This is a genomic window from Lysinibacillus piscis (assembly GCF_026012395.1).
Classification (GTDB): Bacteria; Bacillota; Bacilli; order Bacillales_A; family Planococcaceae; genus Lysinibacillus; species Lysinibacillus piscis.
Window position 1 is genome coordinate 174,047 of the sequence record NZ_BRZA01000002.1, and the last position, 19,574, is coordinate 193,620.

General features: G+C 38.7%; 17 protein-coding genes. 15 read left to right on the forward strand and 2 right to left on the reverse strand.

The window, feature by feature from the left end; genetic code table 11:
- Positions 1-34: 34 nt before the first annotated feature.
- Both OPF91_RS07225 and OPF91_RS07230 read left to right on the forward strand, forming a co-directional pair.
- Positions 35-715, forward strand: coding sequence for a metal-dependent hydrolase (locus OPF91_RS07225; RefSeq protein ID WP_264988072.1), 681 nt, complete (start codon positions 35-37; stop codon positions 713-715).
- 98 nt (positions 716-813) lie between these two features.
- Positions 814-2,121, forward strand: coding sequence for a DRTGG domain-containing protein (locus OPF91_RS07230; protein WP_264988073.1), 1,308 nt, complete (start codon positions 814-816; stop codon positions 2,119-2,121).
- 32 nt (positions 2,122-2,153) lie between these two features.
- Here OPF91_RS07230 and OPF91_RS07235 read toward each other — a convergent pair whose 3' ends face one another.
- Positions 2,154-2,459, reverse strand: a complete 306-nt coding sequence (locus OPF91_RS07235) for a YtpI family protein (protein ID WP_264988074.1) — start codon at positions 2,457-2,459, stop codon at positions 2,154-2,156.
- 90 nt (positions 2,460-2,549) lie between these two features.
- Here OPF91_RS07235 and OPF91_RS07240 point away from each other — a divergent pair, with 90 nt between their 5' ends.
- The 8 genes from OPF91_RS07240 (at position 2,550) to OPF91_RS07275 (ending at position 12,752) form a co-directional block, all read left to right on the forward strand.
- On the forward strand, positions 2,550-3,494 hold the full coding sequence (locus tag OPF91_RS07240; RefSeq protein ID WP_264988075.1) for a DHH family phosphoesterase: 945 nt from the start codon (positions 2,550-2,552) through the stop codon (positions 3,492-3,494).
- A 25-nt stretch (positions 3,495-3,519) separates the two neighbouring features.
- Complete coding sequence (dnaE, locus tag OPF91_RS07245) at positions 3,520-6,552, forward strand: DNA polymerase III subunit alpha (protein WP_264989125.1); 3,033 nt, start codon at positions 3,520-3,522, stop codon at positions 6,550-6,552.
- Between the two features lie 285 nt (positions 6,553-6,837).
- Complete coding sequence (locus tag OPF91_RS07250; protein WP_264988076.1) at positions 6,838-7,503, forward strand: FadR/GntR family transcriptional regulator; 666 nt, start codon at positions 6,838-6,840, stop codon at positions 7,501-7,503.
- Positions 7,490-8,347 carry an acetyl-CoA carboxylase, carboxyltransferase subunit beta gene (gene accD, locus OPF91_RS07255; protein WP_264988077.1) on the forward strand — a complete coding sequence of 286 codons (858 nt, stop codon included), beginning with the start codon at positions 7,490-7,492 and terminating at the stop codon, positions 8,345-8,347. Before OPF91_RS07250 ends, accD begins: the two co-directional genes overlap by 14 nt.
- Complete coding sequence (locus OPF91_RS07260; protein WP_264988078.1) at positions 8,340-9,296, forward strand: acetyl-CoA carboxylase carboxyltransferase subunit alpha; 957 nt, start codon at positions 8,340-8,342, stop codon at positions 9,294-9,296. The genes accD and OPF91_RS07260 overlap by 8 nt, the downstream gene beginning before the upstream one ends.
- A 196-nt stretch (positions 9,297-9,492) precedes the next feature.
- A complete protein-coding gene (gene pfkA, locus OPF91_RS07265) occupies positions 9,493-10,452 on the forward strand; it encodes a 6-phosphofructokinase (protein ID WP_264989126.1) in 960 nt (319 codons plus the stop codon).
- Between the two features lie 25 nt (positions 10,453-10,477).
- Positions 10,478-12,238, forward strand: coding sequence for a pyruvate kinase (pyk, locus tag OPF91_RS07270; RefSeq protein ID WP_264988079.1), 1,761 nt, complete (start codon positions 10,478-10,480; stop codon positions 12,236-12,238).
- A gap of 124 nt (positions 12,239-12,362) precedes the next feature.
- Positions 12,363-12,752 carry an FxsA family protein gene (locus OPF91_RS07275; protein WP_264988080.1) on the forward strand — a complete coding sequence of 130 codons (390 nt, stop codon included), beginning with the start codon at positions 12,363-12,365 and terminating at the stop codon, positions 12,750-12,752.
- On the opposite strand, the gene OPF91_RS07280 is transcribed toward OPF91_RS07275, so the two are convergent.
- Positions 12,736-13,701: an AI-2E family transporter gene (locus OPF91_RS07280; protein ID WP_264988081.1), complete on the reverse strand. Its 966-nt coding sequence runs from the start codon at positions 13,699-13,701 to the stop codon at positions 12,736-12,738. The genes OPF91_RS07275 and OPF91_RS07280 overlap by 17 nt on opposite strands.
- Positions 13,702-14,245: 544 nt before the next feature.
- On the opposite strand from OPF91_RS07280, the gene citZ reads away from it, so the two are divergent.
- The 5 genes from citZ (at position 14,246) to pnpS (ending at position 19,567) form a co-directional block, all read left to right on the forward strand.
- Positions 14,246-15,361, forward strand: coding sequence for a citrate synthase (citZ, locus tag OPF91_RS07285; RefSeq protein ID WP_264988082.1), 1,116 nt, complete (start codon positions 14,246-14,248; stop codon positions 15,359-15,361).
- Positions 15,362-15,441: 80 nt separating this feature from the next.
- A complete protein-coding gene (gene icd / locus OPF91_RS07290) occupies positions 15,442-16,704 on the forward strand; it encodes an NADP-dependent isocitrate dehydrogenase (protein WP_264988083.1) in 1,263 nt (420 codons plus the stop codon).
- 129 nt (positions 16,705-16,833) lie between these two features.
- Positions 16,834-17,274 (forward strand): MaoC/PaaZ C-terminal domain-containing protein, encoded by a 441-nt coding sequence (locus OPF91_RS07295; RefSeq protein ID WP_264988084.1) that lies wholly within the window; start codon positions 16,834-16,836, stop codon positions 17,272-17,274.
- A 56-nt stretch (positions 17,275-17,330) separates the two neighbouring features.
- On the forward strand, positions 17,331-18,047 hold the full coding sequence (locus tag OPF91_RS07300) for a response regulator transcription factor (protein WP_264988085.1): 717 nt from the start codon (positions 17,331-17,333) through the stop codon (positions 18,045-18,047).
- The gene (gene pnpS, locus OPF91_RS07305) at positions 18,044-19,567 is read left to right on the forward strand and encodes a two-component system histidine kinase PnpS (protein WP_264988086.1); all 1,524 of its coding nucleotides are present in this window, start codon (positions 18,044-18,046) and stop codon (positions 19,565-19,567) included. The genes OPF91_RS07300 and pnpS overlap by 4 nt, the downstream gene beginning before the upstream one ends.
- The last annotated feature ends 7 nt before the right edge of the window (positions 19,568-19,574 follow it).

Consider the following 19,574-nt stretch of genomic DNA (forward strand, 5'->3'; position numbering starts at 1 on the left):
ATATTAAGGCAGGTCAAGAGAAGGAGGAAGCATCATGCAAATTAGTTATCACGGTCATGCGGTTGTAAAAATCCAAACAAATGGACAAACGATTTTGATTGACCCTTTTATTAATGGCAATGGACAAACAGATTTGAAAGTGGAGGAGGAAGCACCTGATTTTATTTTGCTAACTCACGGACATAACGATCATGTCGGGGATACAGTAGCACTTGCTAGGAAAAAGGATGCGCTTGTGATAGCCCCATTTGAATTAGCGACTTGGCTATCATGGCAAGGCGTGAAAACACATGGTATGGGGATTGGTGGTACGCAAGAATTTGATTTTGGGAAGATGAAATTGACACAGGCTTTTCATGGGTCGTCCTATACAACAGAGGACAACCAAATTATTTATATGGGGATGCCAGCAGGAATTTTACTATTTATAGAGGGTATAACGATTTATCATGCAGGCGATACGGCTTTATTTAGCGATATGAAACTAATTGGTGAGTGTCATCCGATTGACATTGCCTTTGTCCCAATCGGTGATAATTTTACGATGGGTCCTGAGGATGCAGCTTGTGCTGTTGAATTTTTACAGCCAAAAATCGTTGTACCTATTCACTACAATACGTTCCCACCAATTGTACAAGATCCGACAGTTTTTGCGAATTTAGTACAAAATGCCGACGTACAAATTTTGCAAGCAGGTGACAAGGTTGAGAAGTAAGAACATCGTCGTGTTGGGCAGAATAGGATTTTCAACTACCTTTCTCAAAAAATATGGTACACTAGAGGCAAATAGATGTTTGAGAAATAGGTGATATTTTGTCAACAAAACACGAGAAAATTTTACAATATATTGAATCGCTACCTGTAGGGGATAAAATTTCTGTCCGTCAAATTGCAAAGGAAATGCAGGTGAGTGAAGGGACAGCCTATCGTGCTATTAAAGAGGCAGAAAATCGCCGATTAGTAAGCTCGATTGAACGTGTAGGTACGATTCGTATTGAAAAGAAAAAGAAAGAAAATATTGAGCGTCTAACATTTGCTGAAATTGTGAATATTGTTGAAGGACAAGTATTAGGTGGAAAAACAGGCCTACATAAGTCATTAACAAAGTTCGTTATTGGTGCTATGCAGCTTGAGGATATGATGCGTTACACAGATGCAGGCAGCTTGCTTATCGTTGGCAATCGAATTAAGGCACATGAAAATGCGCTACGTGCAGGTGCAGCTGTATTGATTACAGGTGGCTTTGATACGACAGAGGACAATAAAATGCTGGCTGATTCATTGAATTTACCTATTATTTCAACAAGCTATGATACGTTTACCGTGGCTACGATGATTAACCGTGCCATCTATGACCAGTTAATTAAAAAGGATATTTTATTTATTGAAGATATTTATATCCCAATGGTTGATACGGCTGTTTTGAAAAATGATGAAACCATCTACCATTTTAAAAAATTGAATGAGCAAACGACACATGGTGCATTTCCTGTTGTGACAACCAACAATAAGCTCATCGGTATGGTGACGGTGAAGGATGTAATTGGTCGAGAGGAAACGGAGCTTATTGATAAGGTCATGACGAAAAATCCGATTGCAGGCTCGATGAAGATGAGTGTTGCCTCTGCTGGGCATCGCATGATTTGGGAAGGCATTGATTTATTGCCAATCGTTGATGATGATATGATTTTACAGGGAGTTATTAGTCGACAGGATGTATTAAAGGCATTGCAATTGGCACAAAGACAGCCACATCAGGGAGAAACGATTGACGATTTAGTTAAAAATGAAATCAAAGTACTTGGTGATGAGGAATTAACGGTAGAGTTTAATGTGACGCCACAAATGACCAACCAATATGGGGCAATTTCCTATGGTGCTTTTACAACACTGTTAGCAGAAGTGGGCTCATTTGCGTTAAAGCGCCGTAAACGCGGAGATGCCATTGCCGAAAATATGATGATTTATTTTATTAAGCCTGTACAGGTAGAAAGCATATTAACGGTGAAGCCACGTATTTTAGATATGAGTCGTAAGTTTGTAAAGATGGATTTTGAAGTATATAATCAACAAATGCTTGTCGGAAAAGCGATGATGATGTTCCAATTACTGGAGCGTTAAACGGAGAAAGGGATGACCTAGAGTCATCCCTTCTATTGATTAATACGGTATTCTTCTTCAACGAAACGACCGTAATGGCGCACTTTTTTACTATTTTCTGTAATGATATAAAGGCTGAAGATAAGAAGAACAGCTACAATAATAAATGTATACATAACGGGAAATAGATAGGCTTGATTCAAACCAAAAAAGAAAACAAAGCAACCAAATGCTACATTTGCCTTACTTTTGTACCATTTTTTTGCGATTGGTAGTGTAGAACGGAATTGTTTTGTTTTAAAATAAAAATAGCAAACAAATGATATAATAATAAAAGCGACAAATATTAAATTGAGCATAGTAAACCTCCTAGCATAACTAGCTATTATTGTACCGATTATTGAAGAAAAATGCTAACGGTTCTTACTATCATTTTGGAGGAATTTATTTTGAAAAGACAAATCATCGACACAATTGCTTCATATGACACAATTGTTATTCATCGTCACGTTCGTCCAGATCCAGATGCTTATGGCTCACAGCATGGATTAAAGGCATTAATTTTAGCTAATTATCCGAATAAAAAAGTATTTGCTGTAGGCGAGCATGACGAATCATTATCATTTATGACGAAGCCTGATAGCATTACAGATGATGTGTATGACAATGCATTAGTCATTGTGACAGATACAGCTAATACAGAGCGCATTGACGATCAACGCTATACGAAGGGGAAAATGGTGATTAAAATTGACCATCATCCAAATGACGATCCTTATGGAGATTTACTCTGGGTAAATACAGAGGCAAGCTCATGCAGTGAAATGATTTATACATTATTTGAAGAAGGGCGAGAAGCATTAGGCTGGATACTGTCTGATACAGCAGCTCGTTTATTGTTTGCAGGAATTATTGGTGATACAGGACGCTTCCAATTCTCAAGTACGACAGCTAAAACCTTCCAAGTAGCGAGTGAGCTTGTCACTTATTCATTTGACCGTGACAAAGTTTTCAATGGCATGTATGAAATGGAGCAAAAGCTACTGAATTTACAAGGCTATATTTATCAAAACTTCCAAATGGATGAGTACGGTGCAGCTTCCATTAAATTAACAAAAGAACTATTAGCACAGCATGACGTCGTGCCATCAGAAGCCTCTTTGTTAGTAGGCTGTTTAGGGAGTGTAAAAGGGATACAAGCATGGGTTGTCTTTATTGAAGAGGACAAGCAAATTCGTGTGCGTCTACGTTCAAAAGGACCTATTATTAATACATTAGCGAAAGAATTTAATGGTGGTGGACATCCACTTGCCTCTGGTGCAACAGCTTACTCATGGACAGAAGCAGACCGTGTGATTCAGCGTTTACAAGAAGTATGTCAAAATAATAAGTAATAGGAAGGAAGGGATTGCTGTGCCAATGGTTTACACACAAATGCATACGAGTGCGGATTTATTGAAAAGTACCATTCGACTTGAGCGATTAATCCCTTTTTTACAAGAACAACATACAAGGGCCTGTGCAATTGTCAATTCAAAATTGTATGGGCTTTTGCCTTTTTGGAGAACGTTACAGCAAGCAAATATCCATGCAGTTATTGGTCTTACTGTACATGTGCAGTGGCAAGAAACGAAAATTCCACTTGTTTTATACGCACAAACAACAGAGGGCTATCAACAACTGTTGAAAATTAGTAGTGCCGTGTCCATTCGAGAAGATGACACACTGCCGTGGAAGTGGCTGGAGGGATATGCAGCTGGCTGTTTAGCACTCCTTTCCACAGATGATATAAATGAACAGGCAGATTGGACAGAATTAGCACAAGCGCTTGCAAGTATTTTTGGTCAACGCTTTTTCTTTGGCATTGCGAGACCAGCAGGAATACGAAATGAACGAGAGGATGTATACATAGCATGGTGTCAAGGACAGGCTATTCCAATTGTCGCCACACAAAGCTGTTATTTTTTACGTCCAGAAAATTATATTGCTTATGAAGCGGCGAGAGCGATTGATACAGGTGAAAAATTAGCTGATCGAATGCGAAGTGCTACATTACAGCATTATTTTGCACCAACAGAGACAGAATGGCAGAGCTGGTTTGCTGACCATCCAGAATGGCTCACAGCGAGTGCCGATATGCTGATAAGCTGTCAGGCTGACATACCAAATAAATCTGTAAAAATGCCGAAATTTCCTGTTCCAGCAGGTGAAACAGCAGCACAATGGCTAGTAAAGGAGGCATATGCAGGGCTAACTGAGCGTTTTCAGTCACAAACCATCCCACCTATTTATCAGCAAAGATTACAGTATGAGCTTGATATTATTTGTCAAATGGGCTTTGCTGACTACTTTTTAGTTGTAGCTGATTTTATACGTTTTGCAAGAGAGAATCAGGTTTTAACAGGTCCTGGTCGGGGCTCCTCTGCCAGCTCGCTTGTGGCGTATAGTTTAAAGATTACACAAGTAGATCCACTAGCATATGGCTTATTATTTGAACGTTTTTTAAATCCAGAGCGTGTAACCCTACCAGATATTGATATTGATTTTGCCGATCATAAAAGACAAAAGGTTATTCAATATGTAGCACAAAAATATGGCAAGACACATGTGGCACAAATTATTACATTTGGGACATTGTCTGCAAAGGCTGTGGCAAGAGATGTAGCACGTGTTTTTGGCTTTGAAGCAGAAACATTAGAGAAAATCTCGAAAATGATTCCGAATAAGCCAGGTATTACATTGCAACAGGCTGTTTCTGAGTCACAGCCATTGCAGGAATGGCTTGCAGAAAACGTCGAGCATCAACAGTGGCTAGAGGTAGCTCTTACATTAGAGGGATTACCAAGAAATGCTTCGACACATGCAGCAGGTATTGTCATAGCACCAATGCCACTTGTCCATACAATTCCGATTGAAGCAGGTCATGATGACATTTACTGTACACAGTGGCCAATGGGCGATGTAGAGGCAATTGGTCTTGTGAAAATTGATTTTTTAGGGCTGCGTAATTTAACAATCATCGAGCAAATACGTTGGTCTATTTATAAAGCGGGTGGGCCGTGGATTGATTTTTCGCTGATGCCATTACAAGATGACCAAACATTTCAACTCTTACAGCGTGGAGACACAGTAGGCATATTTCAGCTAGAATCGACAGGTATGCAGCAAGCATTGCGAGATATTCAACCGAGCCATTTTTTAGATATTGTAGCCGTCAATGCGTTGTATCGTCCAGGGCCAATGGACTTTATCTCGATGTATGCCAAGAGGAAGGCAGGGCAAGAAGCCATTCAAATGCCTCATCCAGCACTAGAACCGATTTTACAAGAAACATTTGGCGTTATCATTTATCAGGAGCAAATTCTACAAATCGCAGCACGCATGGCAGGTTTTACAATGGGCAAGGCAGACTTACTACGCCGAGCTATTAGTAAAAAAAATCGCCAAGTATTAGAGGCGCAGCATATGGCTTTTGTAGATGGGGCAAGGAAGCAAGGCTTTGACCAACACATTGCAGAAGAGGTATATGCGTTAATTGTACGCTTTGCCGATTATGGGTTCCCAAAAAGTCATGCAGTCGCTTATAGTATGATTTCGTATCAAATGGCTTATTTGAAGGCACATTTTCCTGCACATTTTTATGCTGCGCTATTATCTGGGGCAACTGGGAATGGCGAAAAAATACAGCAGCTTGTTAGTGAAGCAAAGGAGAAGGGCATTGTATTTTATCCACCATCTTTAAAATATAGTCAAAAATCCTTTTTAGCTGATCAACATGGTATTCGTTATAGCTTATCAAGTATTAAAGGAGCTACACGACCATTTTTAGAAAAGGTTGTTGGATTGCAGAAAACACAGCCTGATGCGTTTGATAATTTATTTGATTTAGCTGTTGCACTTGGAGAGGGCTATTTTACAAATAAAATCATGGAGCCCTTTATTTATGCAGGTGCTCTTGATTATTTGGGTGTGGATCGAGCGATGTTGATTGCCTCGCTCAGTGCAGCGGTGAGTCATATGAAATTTCAAATAGGGCGACCACAATATACGAAGGCTGAGCCATTCACATTGAAAGAGACATTACAGTATGAAAAAGAGTATCTAGGTTTTTATATTTCGGCACATCCCGTAACAGTAGAAAGAGCACTGTGGTCGGAGGTCAATGCGACTTGCCAAACATTGAAGGCGATGCGTGATGGAACATATGTGAAATTACTTGGTGTAATGGAAGAAGTCAAAAAAATCCGTACGAAAAAAGGGGAGCAAATGGCATTTGTTCAATTGCAGGATGAATATGGAACAGTATCCATTACATTGTTTCCACAAGTATTTCAGCTTGCTCAAGATATACTCGCTGAGGATGGACTTTTATATGTGGAAGGCACACTTGAAAGACGTTTTGGTAAACCACAAGTGAAGGTAAAACATGCACAAGTGGCGAAAAGAATATAGGGAAGATGGAAACTGCGTAAATTTTTTCTTTTGATTCAGTGGGGGCAGGACGCACACTGAATCAAGAGAAAGCCCCAGCGGATGTACCTGACGCTAACGCTTTCGGTACAGAAAAACATTGTTACAGATTTTGAAGAGATGCTTTTTGAGCGAGCTCGAGAAAATCTGAACGCAATTATGCTGGGTGTAATTGATGCAGTTTTTTCTTTACTTTTGCTACATTATTTTGTAAGCTAAAAACAATGTTGAAAAGTGGTCTGACCATTTTAGGGTGGAGTTGAGCATATGGCGAAAGAAACGATACAAAAGAAAGTTTTTTTAGAAATTGTTCAGCAATTACGTCAGCTCATTCAAACGGAAAAAATTCAGGCTGGTGAAAAGCTCCCCTCCGAACGAGTGCTTTCGGAACGTTTAGGAGTAGGAAGATCATCTGTGAGGGAGGCATTACGAAGCTTAGAATTATTAGGGCTTATTGAAACCCGACATGGCGGCGGAACATTTTTAGCTACCACACATAAGCATCAGCTTGTCGAAGTATTATCCATGTTTATTTTAGAGGACGAGCGATCAAAGAAAGATGTTGCGCAAACACGACAAATCCATGAAAAAGAAGCAATTCGTATTATATGTAGTACAAAGGAAATGCGTACATCACCTGTATGGGAAAGCTTTTTTGTTAAATTAGAGATTGAAGGCACAGTCAATTGCCGAGATATTTTAAGAGAAATAATGATTACATCAGGCAATCGTCTTGCATTAAAAATTTGGTTTCAGTTAGCTGCTTATGACGGTGATCGACTTAATCGGCAGTCAACAGAAGATGAAAAAATCATGATACAGACATTATTGAAGTCACTAGAATTAGGCTATCAACAAGAAGCATTAAAAGCCTATGGTCAATGGATGAAGCATTTAGACAATCAAGGGGGAGTAAAACGTGGCAATACGTGACTTATTTAGCGGTAATCGCAAAAAGAAAGACGGGGAACAAGAAAAAGGCTTTCCAGAAGGCTTGATGATAAAATGTCCAGAATGCCGACATATTCAATTAACGAAAGAGCTGGAAAAAAATCATAAAGTGTGTGTGAAATGTAACCACCATTTTAAAATGACGGCACAAGAACGTGTAGCCGATTTTATGGATGAAGGTTCATTTGTCTCAATGGATGATCATTTACAAACGAGCAACCCATTAAAATTCCCAGCATATACAGAAAAAATTGCAGTTGACCAAGAAAAAACAGGCTTAAATGAAGCGGTATTAACAGGTGTTGGGACACTAGGTGGAGAGCAAGTTGTTGTCGCAATTATGGATTCTCATTTTCGTATGGGCTCAATGGGCTCTGTTGTAGGAGAAAAAATCACTCGTGCAGTAGAAAAAGCAACGGCTTTGCGTGTACCATTTATCATTTTTACAGCAAGTGGTGGCGCACGTATGCAGGAAGGTGTATTGTCTCTTATGCAAATGGCAAAAACAAGTGTGGCATTAAAGCGTCATAGTGATGAAGGCTTATTGTTTATCTCCATTTTAACGCATCCAACAACGGGTGGTGTATCTGCAAGTTTTGCCTCAGTAGGAGATATTAATATTGCAGAGCCACAAGCATTAATTGGCTTTGCGGGACGTCGTGTCATTGAAGAAACTGTACGTGAAAAATTACCGAGTGATTTTCAAACAGCAGAGTTTTTATTGGCACATGGTCAGTTAGATGCGATTTTCCAACGTAAAGACTTACGCCAGCAAGTAGCGATACTTGTCCAAATGCATACAAAAGGAGGCGTGCAACATGTCTAAACATTTAGCATTTGAAGAGCCGATTATCCAATTGCGAGAAAAGATTGCGGAGCTTAAAAAAATTGCCACTGAGGCAGATGTAGATATGACGGATGAAATTCAAACGTTAGAAACACGTTTAACGCAATTAGAGCAATCGATTTATGCCAATATGAAGCCATGGGATCGTGTGCAAGTAGCAAGACATCCAGAGCGACCAACAACACTTGATTACATTGAAGCGATGTGTGAAAATTTCATCGAGCTACATGGTGACCGTACATTTGGAGATGATGGCGCCATTCTTGGTGGGATTGCCTTTTTTGAAGGACAGCCTGTCACAATTATTGGACATCAACGTGGGAAATCAACGAAAGAAAATATTCGACGAAATTTCGGTATGCCACATCCAGAAGGCTACCGTAAAGCATTACGATTAATGAAGCAGGCAGAAAAATTTAAGCGTCCTATTATTTGTTTTATTGATACAAAGGGAGCTTATCCTGGCAAAGCGGCAGAGGAACGTGGGCAAAGTGAAGCCATTGCACGTAATCTTGTTGAAATGGCTGGCTTAACGGTTCCTGTCATTAGTATTGTCATTGGAGAAGGTGGAAGTGGCGGTGCATTGGCATTGGGTATCGCAAACCGTGTGTTTATGCTGGAGAACTCCACATATTCCGTGATTTCACCAGAAGGCGCTGCATCTATTTTATGGAGAGATGGTAGCCTAGCTAAACAAGCAGCAGAGGCGATGCGTATTACAGCACCTGATTTGCAGGATCTTGGGGTAATTGATGGCATTATTCCAGAGGTAATGGGTGGCGCACATCGTGATATCGCACAGCAAGCGCTTTATATAAAAGAATGTTTAATTGCTACATTAGGTATGTTAAATAGACTAACAGGGCAACAATTAATTGATGACCGTTATGAGAAATTTAAACAAATTGGTCAATATACTGAAATGTAGAACAACTATTGACTGTGTAAGAGCAAAGTTTATTTTTATGGGGAATTTTGTTTAAATGGAGTAAAAAGAGTGTGTGAAAGCGCATTCTTTTTATTTTTTCTGTAAAAGTTATATTTTATAGGCTTCGAGCTCTTACAAAGTTTGTTTTTTCGTGTTAATGTGAATAATATTAATAGCTGTAGGAGGGTGTTCAATGATGAAAAAAATTGCTGTATTAACAAGCGGTGGAGATGCACCGGGCATGAACGCAGCTGTTCGAGCAGTTGTTCGTAAGGCAGCTTATCATGGAATTGAAGTGGTTGGTGTGAAATATGGTTATGAAGGACTAACGAATGGTCAGTTTGAAGAGTTAGATTTAGGTTCAGTTGGTAGTCTAATTCAGCGTGGAGGAACATTTTTAAACTCAGCGAGATTTCCAGAATTTAAAGAGGATGCTGTGCAGCAAAAAGCATTGGACAACCTCCAAGCAGCGGGAATTGAGGGTCTAGTTGTCATCGGTGGTGACGGCTCTTATCGTGGTGCCATGACATTGGTGGCGAAAGGGTTCCCCGTTGTAGGTATTCCAGGTACAATCGATAATGATGTACCAGGCACTGAATATACAATTGGTTTTGATACAGCCTTAAACACAGTCGTAGAAGCGATTGATAAAATTCGTGATACGGCAACTTCACATGAAAACTCATTTGTTGTGGAGGTAATGGGGCGAGATGCAGGTGATTTAGCGTTATGGGCTGGGCTTGCAGCAGGCGCAGAAACAGTGCTTATCCCTGAAGAAGCCTATGATTTAGATGATATTGTGGAACGCCTTGAACGAGGGGCAGCACGTGGGAAAAAGCATAGCATTATTATTGTGGCAGAAGGTGTTATGCCAGGACACAAAATAGCTGAGCTTTTAGAAGCAAAAACAGGTAAGAAAACACGTGTTTCTGTGCTTGGTCACATGCAGCGCGGTGGTTCGCCTACAGCGAGAGATCGTGTATTAGCGAGTCAATTTGGTGCATATGCAGTAGAATTATTAATGGAGGGTAAGGCAGGTCGAGCAGTTGGTGTGCGTAATCACCAAGTCATTGATTATGATATGCCTGAAGCATTCCAGAAAAATCATGAAGCAGATATGAGCTTGTATACGTTAATGAAAGAATTATCAATCTAATCTAGTATAAAATGGAGTGGCAAAAATGAGAAAAACAAAAATCGTTTGTACAATTGGTCCAGCAAGTGAGGCACCAGAAACATTAGAAAAATTAATCGAAGCAGGAATGAACGTAGCTCGTTTAAATTTCTCACATGGCTCTCATGAGGAGCATGCAGCACGTATTCAACTAATTCGTGAAGCAGCAGAAAAAGTGGGCAAGCCTGTGGGGATCTTACTAGATACAAAAGGGCCAGAAATTCGTACACACAATATGCAAAATGGTGAGTTACACTTAACAACAGGTCAAGTGATTGATATTTCGATGACAGAAGTAGAAGGAACTGAGAAAAGCTTCTCGGTGACATATGAGCGTTTAATCGAGGACGTAGAGCAAAATTCAATTATTTTGTTGGATGACGGTTTGATTCAGTTACGTGTTTTAGCAAAAGATGTGGACAAAGGCTTGATTCATACAATTGTTGAAAATGCAGGTGTTTTAAAAAATAAAAAAGGTGTCAACGTACCGAATGTATCCGTGCAACTACCAGGGATTACAGAAAAAGATGCGCAAGATATTTTATTTGGTATTAAACAAGGCGTTGATTTTATTGCAGCATCCTTCGTACGTCGTGCAAAAGATGTTTTAGAAATTCGCGAATTATTAGAGCAAAATGATGGTGGTCACATTCACATTATCCCGAAAATCGAAAACCAAGAAGGTGTCGATAATATTGACGAAATTATTTTAGTATCGGATGGTTTAATGGTAGCTCGTGGAGATTTAGGGGTAGAAATTCCAGCAGAAGAAGTACCACTTGTTCAAAAAAGCTTAATTTTAAAATGTAATCAAGTTGGAAAACCAGTTATTACTGCTACACAAATGTTAGACTCCATGCAACGTAATCCACGTCCAACACGTGCCGAGGCAAGCGATGTAGCCAATGCAATTATGGATGGCACAGATGCAATTATGTTATCAGGTGAAACAGCAGCAGGTCTTTATCCAGTAGAATCTGTACAAATGATGAATAAAATTGCACAACGCACAGAAACATCATTAGACTATAAACGAATTGTATCTGCACGTAGTCGTGAAAAAGAGGCCAACCTAACAGAAGCGATTTCGCAAGCTGTTGCTTATACATCGATTAATCTAGGTGTGAAGGCGGTTCTTGCACCAACAGAAAGTGGTAACACGGCAAGAATGATTGCGAAATATCGCCCAGGTGTACCGATTGTTGCGGTGACAAGCTCTGTGGATGCAGCACATGCTTTAACGCTTGTTTGGGGTGTACAACCAATCGTTTGTCAGCGTGTGACAACAACAGATGAAATTTTAGATTTAGCTGTAGATGAAAGTTTGAAGTATGGCTATGTGACACACGGTGATGCCGTTGTGATTACAGCAGGTGTTCCTGTTGGTGAAGCAGGAACGACGAACTTAATGAAAGTGCATATTATTGGCGATTTACTAGCACGCGGTCAAGGAATCGGCAAAGCGTCTGTTGTCGGGAAAGCTGTCGTTGCTAAAAATGCCGAAGAGGCACTAGCTTATGACACAGAGGGCTGTATTTTAGTAACAATTGGCTCAGATAAAGACATGATGCCAGCATTGGAAAAATGCGCAGGCTTAATCACTGAAGAAGGTGGCTTAACAAGTCATGCAGCGGTTGTTGGATTGAGCTTAGGTATTCCAGTTATCGTTGGCGTAAAAGAAGCGACAGCACTGATTCGTCAAGGACAAGAAATTACAATGGACGCTGAAACAGGCGTTATTTATAAAGGACATGCAAGTGTGCTATAACAAGAAAAGCTCCAGTACGAAATTTGTACTGGAGCTTTTTGCATGATACGATGCAACCAAATAGGGTATGATAACGTATAGAAGTAGAAAGGCTCACTTTATGGCATATTAGGAGGAAAAATAGATGCGAAAAATAGTGTTTGGCTTTCTTGGCTATGTGTTACTAGAACTTGCATTGTTGATTGTTGTAGGAAAATTAATCGGTGTGCTACCAACTTTATTACTTGTTGTAGCAACGAGTGTACTTGGCATATATGTTGTGAAAAATAAAGGGATGAATTCTGTACGTTCCGTAAAACAAGCGCTAGAAAATAGGGAAGCACCAGGCACAGCGATGGTAGATACAATGCTCAATTTTAGTGGTGGCTTTTTACTAGCATTGCCAGGTTTTTTAACGGATGTACTTGGTGTTTTATTACTTATGCCGATTTCACGTAAACTCTTCCAGCCAATCGTTTATTATTGGATGCGGAAAAAAATGAAACATAACCAAGTGATTATCGTTCAAAAATAGTATTTTCTTTTAATTTAACCGCTAAAAATAAAAGAATAGGACTTAGTAAAATACCGTAAAACCCAAATAATAAAATGGAGGCAGCACTGATGAAAAAGGTATGGAATGTACGTAATTGTAGCGTATTGGACCATAATAAAGAATCAGCTAGCTGCCTTGTTAATTGTACAAATAAATATAAAAATAAAATTGTTATACATAAAAAAGTATTGCCCTGCAAGTAAAAGTAAATGCTCATTGGAACAAGAAATACGCCGATACCGAAAAACGGTAACACATCAGCGAACGCAACGATAAAAGCTTTGACGATAGCTTGTTCAAATTGTAGCAAAATAAATCCAATACATAGAATAAACAGTGTGATGGTGAATAGTTGAAATTCAACAAATAAAAAGTAATGAAATAGCTTCATCACTTTTGCAAAATGACCTTGCCATTCATGTCTAAATTTTTTGGGGGCATATTGAAAAAACCAGTAGCGAGATTTACGTGTTTCTAAGAGAGCGAAATAATAGGCGATAAAAAATATAAAAATCTCAATAACATGCTGCATGAAAATTTGAAAAAAATCTGCAGCATAGAGTAACACAGAATCGAATATAGAGAGAGACTTTTCTTTGATAAATTGGATAAGGATTGATTCATATTCATTGAAGAAAGAAAAGTTTTGTAGAATATCTTTGATTTCAGGGAAAACAAGCACTACACTATTAATAGATAAAAGAATTAGCATAAAAATACATGCTACAATCAAAATTTCAACAACAAGAGCAGCTAGCCAATATGCCATTTTGCAATATTTATGGAAAAATTGGATGATGGGATAGGTGGAATAGGATAAGAAAATAGCTAGTGCCACAGGGAGTACAAACCATAGTACGAGTAAGTATACGATGAAAAATAAAGCACTTGTTATTTTATCAGAAGAAAAATATTTTATATTTCGCATCTCTTTCTATTTCGCCTCGTTTCAACAGAAGTTCTGTCAGCTCAATTTATTTGTAATTATTCATGCCAATGCTTACATATTGCCATAAAAATTTTTTTAGCATATCATAAATATCAGTAGTAACATTGATAGTCAATGAAAGATATGAAGAAAAGCATTGAAAATGAAGAAAAACTCTCTTTAGTGTACCTTTTTCTTTGTTTAGAGGTTTTTCATTCACAAAGATGTCAAAAATGATTATAATAGCAATGTAAGCGATTGACTGAATGGTTCGTAGAAATAAAAATCGTAGATACTACTTAATCAATTACGTTCCAGCGTAATTGTGTCTGGATTTTTTCGAGTTAGCTCGAAAAAGTTCTTTTTCAAAATCCATGACATCCATTGCAGTTTTTATCTTGGTTCAGTGGGCGTTTGGACACCCACTGAAAAGAGGGGAAGATAGGTTATTCATCCATTTCCTGCAGAGGAAGGAATCTTCTACTGAACCAAGATAAAATTAAGTATTTACACTATAGTATAAGATATGAGGGAGCGATTATTTATGTCAGCAACTAAAGGTTTAGAAGGTATCGTAGCAGCGGAATCTAAAATTAGTTCAATTATTGATGACACACTTACATATGTTGGGTACGACATTGATGATTTAGCAGATAATGCAACATTTGAAGAAGTCATTTATTTATTATGGCACACACGTTTGCCAAAACAGGATGAGCTAGCTGAATTGAAACAACAATTAGCAGACAACATGGCGATTCCACAAGCAATTATCGATCAATTTAAAACATACCCACTTGCAACAGTGCATCCAATGGCGGTACTTCGCACGGCGGTATCTTTACTTGGCGTATTTGATGATGAAGCAGATGTGATGACACCAGAAGCAAACTATCGTAAAGCAATTCGTTTACAAGCGAAAATTGCTACAGTTGTAACAGCATTCTCACGTATCCGTAAAGGATTGGAGCCAGTTGCACCGAAACCAGAATTGGGCTATGCAGCAAACTTCTTATACATGTTAAAAGGCGTAGAGCCAGCAGAAATTGAAGTGGAAGCGTTCAACAAAGCATTAGTATTACATGCAGACCACGAATTGAATGCGTCTACATTTACAGCACGTGTATGTGTAGCGACATTATCTGACGTTTATTCTGGTGTAACAGCAGCAATCGGCGCATTAAAAGGACCACTTCACGGTGGAGCAAATGAGCAAGTAATGAACATGCTAACAGAAATCGGTTCACTTGATAATGTAGAAGCATGGGTACAAAATAAATTAGACAATAAAGAAAAAATTATGGGCTTTGGTCACCGTGTGTATCGTAAAGGCGACCCACGTGCACCACATTTACGTGTAATGTCTGAAAAACTAACAAAATTAACTGGTAAACCAGAGCTTTATGAAATGTCTGTGAAAATTCATGACATGATTGTAGAGCAAAAGAACTTACCAGCAAATGTCGATTTCTTCTCTGCGTCAGTATATGATTCATTAGGTATCGATCATGACTTATTCACACCAATTTTTGCCGTATCTCGTACATCAGGTTGGGTAGCACATATTTTAGAACAATATGCAAACAACCGTTTAATTCGTCCACGTGCAGAGTATGTTGGACCAGGTATGCAGAAATATGTTCCAATCAGCGAGCGTTAATACTAAAAATATGCTAAAATATTTAGGACTGTATAGCTTTACATGCAGTCCTATGATTATGACTTTAGGAGGCAACAGCAATGTCAAACAAAATTGTAGTTGAAAATGGCGTACTTAACGTGCCAAATAACCCAGTAATTCCTTTCATCGAAGGTGATGGTATTGGTCCAGATATTTGGGCTGCAGCATCACGTGTTATCGACGCAGCAGTAGAAAAAGCGTACAATGGTGAAAAGAAAATCGAATGGTTAGAAGTTCTAGCTGGTGAAAAAGCATTCAACCAAACAGGTGAATGGTTACCACAAGAAACTTTAGACAAAATTGACGAATATTTAATCGCTATTAAAGGGCCTCTTACTACACCAATCGGTGGCGGTATCCGTTCATTAAACGTAGCATTACGTCAAGAGCTTGACCTATACGTATGCTTACGTCCAGTTCGTCACTTTGACGGAGTACCTTCTCCAGTAAAACGTCCAGAAGATGTGGACATGGTTATTTTCCGTGAAAACACAGAAGATATTTATGCAGGTATCGAATATAAAGCTGGTTCAGATGAACAAAAGAAATTATTAAACTTCTTACAAACTGAGCTAGGCGTGAACAAAATTCGCTTCCCAGAAACTTCAGGTTTAGGTATTAAACCAGTATCACAAGAAGGTACAGAGCGTTTAGTACGTGCAGCGATTGAATATGCAATTAAGCACAACAAACCATCTGTGACTTTAGTACACAAAGGGAACATCATGAAATTCACTGAAGGTGGTTTCAAACAATGGGGTTATGATTTAGCTGAAAAAGAATTCGGCGATCAAACATTCACATGGAACCAATACGATGCAATTAAAGCAGAGCAAGGTGAAGCGGCTGCGAATGAAGCACAAGCAAAAGCTGTTGCTGAAGGCAAAATCATTGTAAAAGATTCAATCGCTGATATTTTCTTACAACAAATTTTAACACGTCCAACTGAGTTCGATGTTGTAGCAACAATGAACTTAAATGGTGACTATATTTCTGATGCACTAGCTGCACAAGTTGGTGGTATTGGTATTGCACCAGGTGCGAACATTAACTATGTAACAGGACATGCTATTTTTGAAGCTACACATGGTACTGCACCAAAATATGCTGGTTTAGATAAAGTAAACCCATCTTCAGTATTGCTTTCAGGCGTATTAATGCTTGAACATTTAGGTTGGCAAGAAGCTGCTGATCTTGTGACAGCATCTGTTGAGAAAACAATTTCTTCTAAAGTCGTAACGTATGACTTTGCTCGTTTAATGGACGGCGCAACAGAAGTAAAATGCTCTGAATTCGCAAACGAGTTAATCAAAAATCTATAAGATAAATAAACCGAGCAAAGTTGATACTTGCTCGGTTTTTATTTTGCTCTAGCGTAATTGATATTTGTACTTTACATATAAAATTGTTACTATGGAAGTAGTTATGATAGAAAAGGGGTTGGCATATCGTTGTTGCACAAAAACAGCAAAATGGGTCTGACAATTGATAAAATTGTTATCGGTGAAAAAATTCATCTGACAGAAAAAATAGAGGATAAAGATTTATTACTTTATTTAGGGCTAACAAATGATAATAATCCATTGTATATCCAACATGACTATGCGGCGTTAACACCATTTCAAAAACCGATTGTTCCGACAATTATGCTAAATGGAATTATTACATCGGCCGTATCGAAATACATGCCTGGACCAGGTGCACATATTATTGAGCAACATTTCACATATGCAGAACCACTTTATCATTATGAATTATTTCATACGGTATTAGAGGTAACCGAAGTCGATCAAGCACATAATAGAATGACGGTATCTGTACATTCTTATAATGAGCAGGAAAAAACGATTTTGACGGGTACATTACTCGTTATACCACCACAAGTAGTATAGACGTCCTGCACGATTTGAGATGGGGGTTTCAAATCATTTATGGAGGCAATATAACAATGACAAAAACGATTTTAGTGGTAGAAGATGAACATTCGATTGCAACATTATTAAAATATAATTTAGAGCAGGCTGGTTACATCGTAGAAACGGCAGCAGATGGTCAAACAGGCCTACAAAAAGCAATCGAACTGCAACCAGATTTGCTACTGTTAGATTTGATGCTACCAAAGCTCGATGGTATGGAAGTTTGTAAGCAACTTCGTCAGCAACGCATTAATACACCCATCATTATGCTAACAGCAAAAGATGATGAATTTGATAAAGTGCTTGGCCTTGAGCTAGGGGCAGATGATTATATGACGAAGCCATTTAGTCCACGTGAAGTATTGGCTCGTGTCAAAGCCGTTTTAAGACGTTTTACACAAAATGTCGTCGTAGAAGAAAAAGAAGATACACAAGAAAAATTATATGAATTTGGTCATTTACGTGTCTATCCAGAGCGCTTTGAAGTATTTTTAGATGATGAGCCATTGGAATTTACGCCAAAGGAATTTGAGCTACTGCTCTATTTACTTGATAATAAAAACCGTGTTTTAACACGTGATCAGCTATTGAGCGCTGTTTGGAAATATGATTTCGCTGGTGATACACGAATTGTCGATGTGCATATTAGCCATCTACGTGACAAAATTGAGGAAAATAGTCGTAAACCAATGTTTATCAAAACAATTCGTGGACTTGGTTATAAATTCGAGGAGCCAAAAACGACATGAAATCAATGAGTAATCGTCTGTTTTTGAGATTCGTGTTGATACTTGGTACGATACTAGCTGTCCTAATGATTGTTATAGGCCAGCTTTTTCCTATTTATTTAGAACAATCTAGTTCACAAATACAAACAGCTATCAACCAAATCACGGATGAGCGACACATCACATTATCCAAAGAAGAAAAGGTAGCGTTAAATGTTTTTCACAATAGTGCTTCGAAAGATATATTATTGGATGCAATTAGCGAAAAAGTAAACATTACCTTGTTTGTTTTATTTTTCATTACACTTGTATTGATAGCGATTATTAGTCGTTATATGATTCGTGACTTTATCGCACCTATTGATAATGTGACAGAAACGGCTTTGGAGCTAGCAAAAGGCAATTACCGAGCTCGGGCACATGAAAGCGAATATGATCGCACAATGCCATTAAGTCATTCCATTAATATTTTAGCAAGGAACTTACAAGACATTACGACCGTTCGTGAAGTAGAGGAAGAACGATTAAAAACATTGATTGAAAATATGGGAAGCTCACTCATGATGATTGGACGAGAGGGCAATATTTCGATTGTTAATCGTGTATTTTTAAATCATTTTGATATACAGCTTGAAAATGTGCAAGGTAGAGTTTTCCGCACAGTAGGCTTACCTGCAACATTAGAGCAATTTATCGATCATGTATTTTTAACTGAAAAACCATATCGTCAGCAGTTAAAAATGGAAATTCAGCAGGAGCTACATCATCATGATGTCTATGGTGCACCTGTTATTGGAGACCATGGACGCTGGCTAGGTGTTGTGATTGTTATGCATGATATTACGGAGTTGATTCGCCTTGAGCAAATTCGTAAAGATTTTGTAGCGAATGTCTCACATGAATTGCGTACACCTGTGACGTCGATTAAAGGTTTTTCGGAGACGTTGCTCGATGGTGCATATAAAGATGAGCCGATGCTATTATCCTTTTTAGAAATTATGCATAAGGAAAGTAATCGTCTGCAAATGTTGATTCAAGATTTATTGGAGCTATCTAAAATCGAACAGCATGGCTTTACCGTTAACCTGATGCCAATGGGCTTACAAGATGTGTTGATTCGAGCAGTAGAGCTGACAGGACCACGCTTAGATGAGAAAGATATGAATTTCCAAGTGGAGATGGAGCATGATGTGCAGGTGATGGGCGACGTGAATCGTTTAATCCAAATTGCCACGAATTTAATTACGAATGCCATTACCTATTCTCCAGAGGATACAACGATTACGATTCGTTTAAAGGAAAATGCCACTCATGGTATTATCGAAATTGAGGATCAAGGAATAGGTATTGAAAAACATGAAATTGCACGTGTTTTTGAACGTTTCTATCGGGTAGACCGTGCAAGAAGTCGCAATTCAGGTGGGACAGGGCTAGGCTTGGCGATTGTGAAACATTTAGTAGAGGCACATCATGGACGCATTCAAGTAGTGAGCGAAGTGGGTGTCGGCACAAAGATGATTGTTTGCATTCCAAAAACTTAACAAATTC

What these genes read in the sequence shown, in the direction of transcription:
- OPF91_RS07225 (WP_264988072.1), top strand. Translation starts at nt 35, where the DNA reads ATGCAAATTAGTTATCACGGTCATGCGGTTGTAAAAATCCAAACAAAT.
- OPF91_RS07235 (WP_264988074.1), bottom strand. Translation starts at nt 2,459, where the DNA reads ATGCTCAATTTAATATTTGTCGCTTTTATTATTATATCATTTGTTTGC.
- dnaE (WP_264989125.1), top strand. Translation starts at nt 3,520, where the DNA reads ATGGTTTACACACAAATGCATACGAGTGCGGATTTATTGAAAAGTACC.
- OPF91_RS07250 (WP_264988076.1), top strand. Translation starts at nt 6,838, where the DNA reads ATGGCGAAAGAAACGATACAAAAGAAAGTTTTTTTAGAAATTGTTCAG.
- OPF91_RS07260 (WP_264988078.1), top strand. Translation starts at nt 8,340, where the DNA reads ATGTCTAAACATTTAGCATTTGAAGAGCCGATTATCCAATTGCGAGAA.
- pfkA (WP_264989126.1), top strand. Translation starts at nt 9,493, where the DNA reads ATGAAAAAAATTGCTGTATTAACAAGCGGTGGAGATGCACCGGGCATG.
- pyk (WP_264988079.1), top strand. Translation starts at nt 10,478, where the DNA reads ATGAGAAAAACAAAAATCGTTTGTACAATTGGTCCAGCAAGTGAGGCA.
- OPF91_RS07275 (WP_264988080.1), top strand. Translation starts at nt 12,363, where the DNA reads ATGCGAAAAATAGTGTTTGGCTTTCTTGGCTATGTGTTACTAGAACTT.
- OPF91_RS07280 (WP_264988081.1), bottom strand. Translation starts at nt 13,701, where the DNA reads ATGCGAAATATAAAATATTTTTCTTCTGATAAAATAACAAGTGCTTTA.
- citZ (WP_264988082.1), top strand. Translation starts at nt 14,246, where the DNA reads ATGTCAGCAACTAAAGGTTTAGAAGGTATCGTAGCAGCGGAATCTAAA.
- icd (WP_264988083.1), top strand. Translation starts at nt 15,442, where the DNA reads ATGTCAAACAAAATTGTAGTTGAAAATGGCGTACTTAACGTGCCAAAT.
- OPF91_RS07300 (WP_264988085.1), top strand. Translation starts at nt 17,331, where the DNA reads ATGACAAAAACGATTTTAGTGGTAGAAGATGAACATTCGATTGCAACA.
- pnpS (WP_264988086.1), top strand. Translation starts at nt 18,044, where the DNA reads ATGAAATCAATGAGTAATCGTCTGTTTTTGAGATTCGTGTTGATACTT.